We start from the raw sequence: 6,291 nt of genomic DNA on the forward strand, positions 1-6,291 counted from the left end.
CTAGAGGCACCGTGCGGTGTGGCGGTGCAGGGCGCCACCTAGAATCGGATCCATGGCTTTCATCGACCAGTTGCGCGCCGCCCAGCGCCAGAACCGTTCCCTGCTGTGCGTGGGGCTGGATCCGGAGCCATCGCGCTTTCCGGGAAAGATGAAGGGCGATGCCGGCAGGATCGGTGAGTTTTGCGCGCAGATCGTGGATGCGACCGCCGACTGCGTGATCGCCTTCAAGCCGCAGATCGCCTACTTCGCGGCACACCGCGCCGAGGCGCAGCTCGAATGGCTGATCGCCCACATCCACAAGGTGGCGCCGCAGGTGCCGGTGATCCTGGACGCCAAGCGCGGCGACATCGGCTCCACCGCCGAGCAGTACGCCGTCGAGGCCTTCGAGCGCTACGGCGCCGACGCGGTGACGCTCTCGCCCTTCATGGGCTTCGATTCGGTCTCGCCCTACCTGAAGTACGCGGACAAGGGCGCCTTCCTGCTGTGCCGCACCAGCAACCCGGGCGGCGCCGACCTGCAGGGGCAGCGGCTGGCCTCGGTGCCGGGCGAGCCGCTGCTGTACGAGCACGTGGCGCGGCTGGCGCAGGGCCCGTGGAACCTCAACGGCCAGCTCGGCCTGGTGGTGGGCGCCACCTATCCCGACGAGATCGAGCGCGTGCGGGCGCTGGCGCCCACGGCGCCGCTGCTGATCCCCGGCGTGGGCGCCCAGGGCGGCGACGCGGCGGCCACCGTGCGCGCCGGCTGGCGGCCGGACGCGCCCATCGTCGTGAACTCCTCGCGCGCCATCTGCTATGCCTCGGACGGCGACGACTTCGCCGCCGCCGCGCGCCGAGAGGCGCTGCGCACGCGCGACCTGCTCGAAAACGCCAAGCCGTCCTGACGCGCCTCCGGCGCCCGATGCGGTGTAGCCTGCGGCCTTTCGTCCGCCGGAGACACGCATGACCACCTACCACGGAAGCTGCCACTGCGGCGCCATCGCCTTCGACGTCGAGGGCGAGCTGCAGGGCGCCGTCGCCTGCAACTGCTCGATGTGCCAGCGCAAGGGTTCGCTGCTGTGGTTCGTGCCGCGCCCGCAGCTCACGCTGAAGACGCCGCCCGAGGCGATGCGCAGCTACCGCTTCAACAAGCACCTCATCGCGCACCATTTCTGCCCGACCTGCGGCATCCACCCCTTCGGCGAGGGCACGGCGCCGAACGGCGCGGCGATGGCGGCGGTCAACATCCGCTGCCTGGAAGGCATCGAGCTGGACCAGGTGCCGGTGCAGCACTTCGACGGCCGCGCGCTGTGAGCGCCGACGCCGAACGCGCGCCGTACCCGCTGGAGGGCGGCTGCGCCTGCCGCCAGGTGCGCTATCGCCTGCTCACCCCGCCGCTGTTCGTGCACGCCTGCCACTGCCGCTGGTGCCAGCGCGAGACGGGCAGCGCCTTCGCGCTCAACGCGATGGTGGAGGGCGAGCGCGTGGCGCTGCTGGCCGGCGAGCCGGAGATGGTCGACACGCCCTCCGAGAGCGGGCGCGGGCAGCGCATCGCCCGCTGTCCGCGCTGCCGCGTCGCGCTGTGGAGCCACTACGCCGGCGCCGGGCCGACGGTGAAGTTCCTGCGCGTGGGCACGCTCGATGCGCCCGACCACCTGCCGCCGGACATCCACATCTTCACCGCCTCGAAGCAGCCGTGGGTGGTGCTGCCGCCCGATGCGGCCGCGGTGCCCGAGTACTACGATCGCCGCGCGTACTGGCCCGAAGCCGCACTGGAGCGCTGGCAGGCCTGGCGCGAGCGGCACCCGCAAGGACGACACCCATGATCGACACCGTCTTCCTCCCCTCGCCGGCCGTGATGCTGGCCTTCGCCGCCGCCAGCCTGGTGCTGGCGCTCACGCCGGGCCCGGCGGTGCTGTTCGTGGTGGCGCGCACGCTGGCGCAGGGCCGCCGCGCCGGGCTGGCCTCGGTGGCGGGCGTGGCGCTGGGCAACTTCGGCAACGCGCTGGGCGCCGCGCTCGGGCTGGCGGCGCTGTTCGCCATCTCGTCGCTGGCCTTCACGGTGGTCAAGTGGGCCGGCGCCGCCTACCTGGTGTGGCTGGGCCTGAAGGCGCTGCGGCCGCCGCGCGGCGACGCGGCGGGCGAGGACACCGGCCTGCCCGTGCGGCCGGTGCGGCCGGCCCGCCTGTTCCGCGACGGCTTCGTGGTGGCGCTGCTCAACCCGAAGACGGCGCTGTTCTTCGCCGCGTTCCTGCCGCAGTTCATCCGCCCCGGCACCTCGCCGGCGCTGCAGATCATGGGCTTCGGCGCCGCCTTCGTGGCCATCGCCGGCTGCACCGACTGCCTCTACGTGCTGGCCGCCAGCCGGCTGCGTCCCTTCTTCTCGGCGTTGCGCGGCGGCGCCGCGTGGGGGCGCTGGGTGACCGGAGGCACCTTCATCGGGCTGGGCGTGTACACGGCGCTGTCGGGCTCGCGCGCGCGGCCCGCGGGCTGAGTTCTGCCGCTCAGGCGCCGCGCCAGCCCAGGCGCTGCGAGATCTCCTGCGCGGCCGTCTTGAGCGCGCGCGCCGTGGCGCCGTCCCAGCGGGTGTCGAGCACCGCCGCCGGGGCGATGGCGGTGAGCGCCAGCACGACGGCGCCGCGCGCGTCGAACACCGGCGCCGCCATCGCGCTCACGCCCGGCACGATCTCACCCTCGGAGCGCGAGACGCCGTGCCGGCGCACCTCCTCGAGCTGCGCCGCGAAAGCCTCCCAGGTGGGCAGCGCCAGCGCCGGCATGCCGGCCTCCGACAGGGCGCCGGGCTCCGGCGCGCGGCGGCGCTCGGCCTCCAGCGTGGCGCGCACCACCGATTCGTCCAGATAGGCGCCGAACAGCCGCCCGGAGGCCGTGCCCGCCAGCGAGAACACCGTGCCGTGCCGCATCGCCACGTGCACCGCGGCCGGCGACTCGGCGATGCGCACGATGGTGGCGCCGCGGTCGCCCCACACCGCCAGCGCCAGCGTCTGGCCGGTGCGCCGGGCCAGTTCCTCGATCACCGGCGCGGCCACCTGCACCGGGCTGGCCTGGGCCATCGCGATCAGCCCCAGTTGCAGCGCCAGCGGGCCGAGCAGATAGTGGCCGCTGGCGCGGTCCTGCTCGATCAGGCCCAGGCGCCCGAAGCTCACCATGTACGGATGCGCCTTGGCCGGCGTCATCTCCGCCTCGCGCGCCAGGTCCTTCAGGGCCATCGGCCGGCCGCTGTGCACCAGGGCTCGCAGCAACTGGCCGCCCACCTCGATGCTCTGGATGCCGCGCTGCGCCGCGGCGCGCTCGCTGTCCTCGCTCATGCCCGACCTCGACGTTTGTTCATGGAGAAAACATTAGACATTATCTGATTGAGCATCTAGACTTGCATCAAATTCGCAATAGACGAACATATTCAATTTAGACAAACACAGGAGCCAAGCCCCATGAATCAGCCCGCCAAGGCCTTCGCCAGCCAGGCCGACCTCGAAGAGAAGAAGGTCAGCTTCAGCCAGATCTCCGAACACGCCTGGGCCTACACGGCCGAGGGCGACCCGAACACCGGCATCGTGATCGGCGACGACGCCGTGCTGGTGGCCGACACCCAGGCCACGCCGGCGATGGCGGCCGACGTGATCCGCCGCATCCGCGAAGTGACGGACAAGCCCATCAAGTACGTGGTGCTCACGCACTACCACGCGGTGCGCGTGCTGGGCGCCAGCGCCTATGGCGCGCAGCAGATCCTCGCCAGCCAGGACACCTACGACTTGATCGTCGAGCGGGGCGAGCAGGACAAGGCCAGCGAGATCGGCCGCTTCCCGCGCCTGTTCGCCGGCGTCGAGACCGTGCCGCCGGGCATGACCTGGCCGACCATGACCTTCACCGGCAAGATGACCGTCTGGCTGGGCAAGCTGGAGGTGCAACTGCTGCAGCTCGGCCGCGGCCACACCAAGGGCGACACGGTCGTCTGGCTGCCCGGCGAGAAGACGCTGCTCTCGGGCGACCTGGTGGAGTTCGACGCCACGCCCTACGCCGGCGACGCCTACTTCCAGGACTGGCCGAAGACGCTGGACAACATCGCCGCGCTGCAGCCGAAGGCGCTGGTGCCTGGCCGCGGCGCCGCGCTCACCACGCCGGAAGACGTGGCCCGCGGCCTGGCCGGCACGCGCGACTTCATCGCCGACGTGTGGGCCAGCGTGAGCGAGGGCGCCCGCGCCGGCAAGGACCTGAACACGGTCTACCGGGAGACCTACGCGAAGCTCAAGCCCAGGTACGGCCACTGGGTCATCTTCGACCACTGCATGCCCTTCGACGTGACGCGCTGCTACGACGAGGCCACGCAATACGCCGACCCGCGCGTGTGGACGGCCGAGCGCGACATCGAGATGTGGAAGACGCTGGAAGGGCAATAAGAAAAGCAGCCCCCGCAGAACGACGGAGACGACAGATGAAGCTGAACGACCTCGTGTCGGCCGGCGCGCAGCAGATCGACTACCAGCAGGTGGTCTTCGACTACGCACTGCACGCCGACCAGCGGGCCGCCGCGCCGGTGCGCCACCCGGTCGTCGTGGTCGGCGCCGGCCCCATCGGGCTGGCCCTGGCCATCGACCTGGCGCAGCAGCAGGTGCCGGTGGTGCTGCTGGACAACGACCATCGCCTCTCGACCGGCTCGCGCGCCATCTGCTTTTCCAAGCGCTCGCTGGAGATCTTCGACCGCCTGGGCTGCGGCGAGCGCATGACGGCCAAGGGCGTGTCGTGGAAGCTCGGCCGCGTGTTCCTGCAGGGCGAGCAGGTCTACGAATTCGATCTGCTGCCGGAAGAGGGCCACGAGCGTCCGGCCTTCGTCAACCTGCAGCAGTACTACGTCGAGGGCTTCCTGGCCGAGCGCGCCGCGCAACTGCCGCTGATCGACCTGCGCTGGAAGAACACGGTGACCGGCGTGGAGCCGCAGGGCGACCACGTGCTGCTGAGCATCGAGACGCCCGACGGCCCCTACCGGCTGCGGGCCGACTGGGTCGCCGCCTGCGACGGCTCGCGCTCGGCGGTGCGCCGGCTCATCGGGCAGGAGAGCACCGGCCGCGTCTTCAAGGACCGCTTCCTCATCGCCGACGTGAAGATGGACGTGCAGTTTCCGGCCGAGCGCTGGTTCTGGTTCGACCCCGCCTTCCACCCCGGCCAGAGCGTGCTGCTGCACATGCAGCCCGACGGCGTGTGGCGCATCGACTTCCAGCTCGGCTGGCAGGCCGACCCGGAAGAGGAGAAGAAGCCCGAGAAGATCGTCCCGCGCGTGCGCGCGATGCTCGACGCCTCGCCTTTCAAGGGCACCGAGTTCACGCTCGAATGGGCCAGCGTCTACACCTTCGCCTGCCAGCGCATGGCGAGCTTCCGCCACGGCCGCGTGCTGTTCGCGGGCGACTCGGCGCACGGCGTCTCGCCCTTCGGCGCGCGCGGCGCCAACTCCGGGCTGCAGGACGCGGAGAACCTCGCCTGGAAGCTCGCCGCCGTGCTGCGCGACGAGGCGCCCGATGCGCTGCTGGACAGCTACGCCCGCGAGCGCGAGATGGCGGCGGACGAGAACATCCGCAACTCCACCCGCTCCACCGACTTCATCACGCCCAAGAGCGAGGCCAGCCGCCTCTTCCGCGACGCCGTGCTGCACCTGGCGCGGCGGCACGACTTCGCGCGGCGGCTGGTCAACAGCGGCCGGCTGTCGGTGCCGGCGACGCTGCACGGTTCGGTGCTGAACACGCCCGACGCCGATGCCTTCGAGGGCGCGATGGTGCCGGGCGCGGTGGCGGCCGACGCGCCGGTGGCCGAGGGCTGGCTGCTGCGCGGCCTGGGCGGCACGCGCTTCGCCGCGCTGGTCTTCGGCAGCGGCGAGGCGGCCGGGCGCAGCGCGCAGGCCCTGGCCGGCGCCGACCGCCCGATCGAGGTGCTGCGCGTGCCGCTGGACGCGGCCCACGCGTTGGCCGCGCGCCGCTACGACGCGCGCGAGGGCACCACCTACCTGCTGCGCCCCGACCAGCACGTGTGCGCCCGCTGGCGCGCCCCCACGGCCGAGGCCGTGCGCGCGGCCTTCGACCGCGCCCTGGCCAGGGCATGAAGGAGAACAAGCCATGACTGCCACCGCCGATCACCTGACCACCGCGCCGAACATGCCGTCGCCGGACGACTTCTACGAGGCGCTGATCGACGCGCACCAGGACCTCACGACCGAGCAGAGCCACGCCTTCAACGCGCGCCTCGTCCTGCTGCTGGCCAACCACATCGGCAGCCTGCCCGTGCTGCGCGAGGCCCTGGCCGCCGCGCGAGA

Annotated in this window: 8 protein-coding genes; 7 read left to right on the forward strand and 1 reads right to left on the reverse strand. The window is 71.9% G+C overall.

Annotated features, from left to right (window positions below; translation table 11 throughout):
• Positions 1–52: 52 nt before the first annotated feature.
• The 4 genes from pyrF to ACIY1X_RS23765 are packed head-to-tail and all read left to right on the forward strand — an operon-like array spanning position 53 to position 2,469.
• On the forward strand, positions 53–880 hold the full coding sequence (pyrF, locus tag ACIY1X_RS23750) for an orotidine-5'-phosphate decarboxylase (RefSeq protein WP_038200426.1): 828 nt from the start codon (positions 53–55) through the stop codon (positions 878–880).
• A 58-nt stretch (positions 881–938) separates the two neighbouring features.
• Entirely contained in the window at positions 939–1,289 is a 351-nt protein-coding gene (locus tag ACIY1X_RS23755; protein ID WP_038200425.1) for a GFA family protein, read from the forward strand.
• Entirely contained in the window at positions 1,286–1,801 is a 516-nt protein-coding gene (locus ACIY1X_RS23760) for a GFA family protein (protein WP_038200424.1), read from the forward strand. The genes ACIY1X_RS23755 and ACIY1X_RS23760 overlap by 4 nt, the downstream gene beginning before the upstream one ends.
• The gene (locus tag ACIY1X_RS23765; protein ID WP_399685447.1) at positions 1,798–2,469 is read left to right on the forward strand and encodes a LysE family translocator; all 672 of its coding nucleotides are present in this window, start codon (positions 1,798–1,800) and stop codon (positions 2,467–2,469) included. The genes ACIY1X_RS23760 and ACIY1X_RS23765 overlap by 4 nt, the downstream gene beginning before the upstream one ends.
• A gap of 10 nt (positions 2,470–2,479) precedes the next feature.
• Here the strand turns inward: ACIY1X_RS23765 and ACIY1X_RS23770 are convergent, their stop codons facing one another.
• A complete protein-coding gene (locus ACIY1X_RS23770) occupies positions 2,480–3,301 on the reverse strand; it encodes an IclR family transcriptional regulator (protein ID WP_038200422.1) in 822 nt (273 codons plus the stop codon).
• Positions 3,302–3,424: 123 nt separating this feature from the next.
• On the opposite strand from ACIY1X_RS23770, the gene ACIY1X_RS23775 reads away from it, so the two are divergent.
• The 3 genes from ACIY1X_RS23775 to ACIY1X_RS23785 form a co-directional block, all read left to right on the forward strand.
• A complete protein-coding gene (locus ACIY1X_RS23775; protein WP_038200421.1) occupies positions 3,425–4,390 on the forward strand; it encodes an MBL fold metallo-hydrolase in 966 nt (321 codons plus the stop codon).
• A 35-nt stretch (positions 4,391–4,425) separates the two neighbouring features.
• Positions 4,426–6,081 (forward strand): FAD-dependent oxidoreductase, encoded by a 1,656-nt coding sequence (locus ACIY1X_RS23780; RefSeq protein ID WP_399685450.1) that lies wholly within the window; start codon positions 4,426–4,428, stop codon positions 6,079–6,081.
• Positions 6,082–6,094: 13 nt separating this feature from the next.
• Positions 6,095–6,291, forward strand: a 197-nt coding sequence (locus ACIY1X_RS23785; protein WP_399685453.1) for a DUF2783 domain-containing protein, incomplete at its 3' end; no start/stop codon positions are given.

The organism is Xenophilus sp. (assembly GCF_044462705.1).
GTDB lineage: Bacteria > Pseudomonadota > Gammaproteobacteria > Burkholderiales > Burkholderiaceae_C > Xenophilus > Xenophilus azovorans.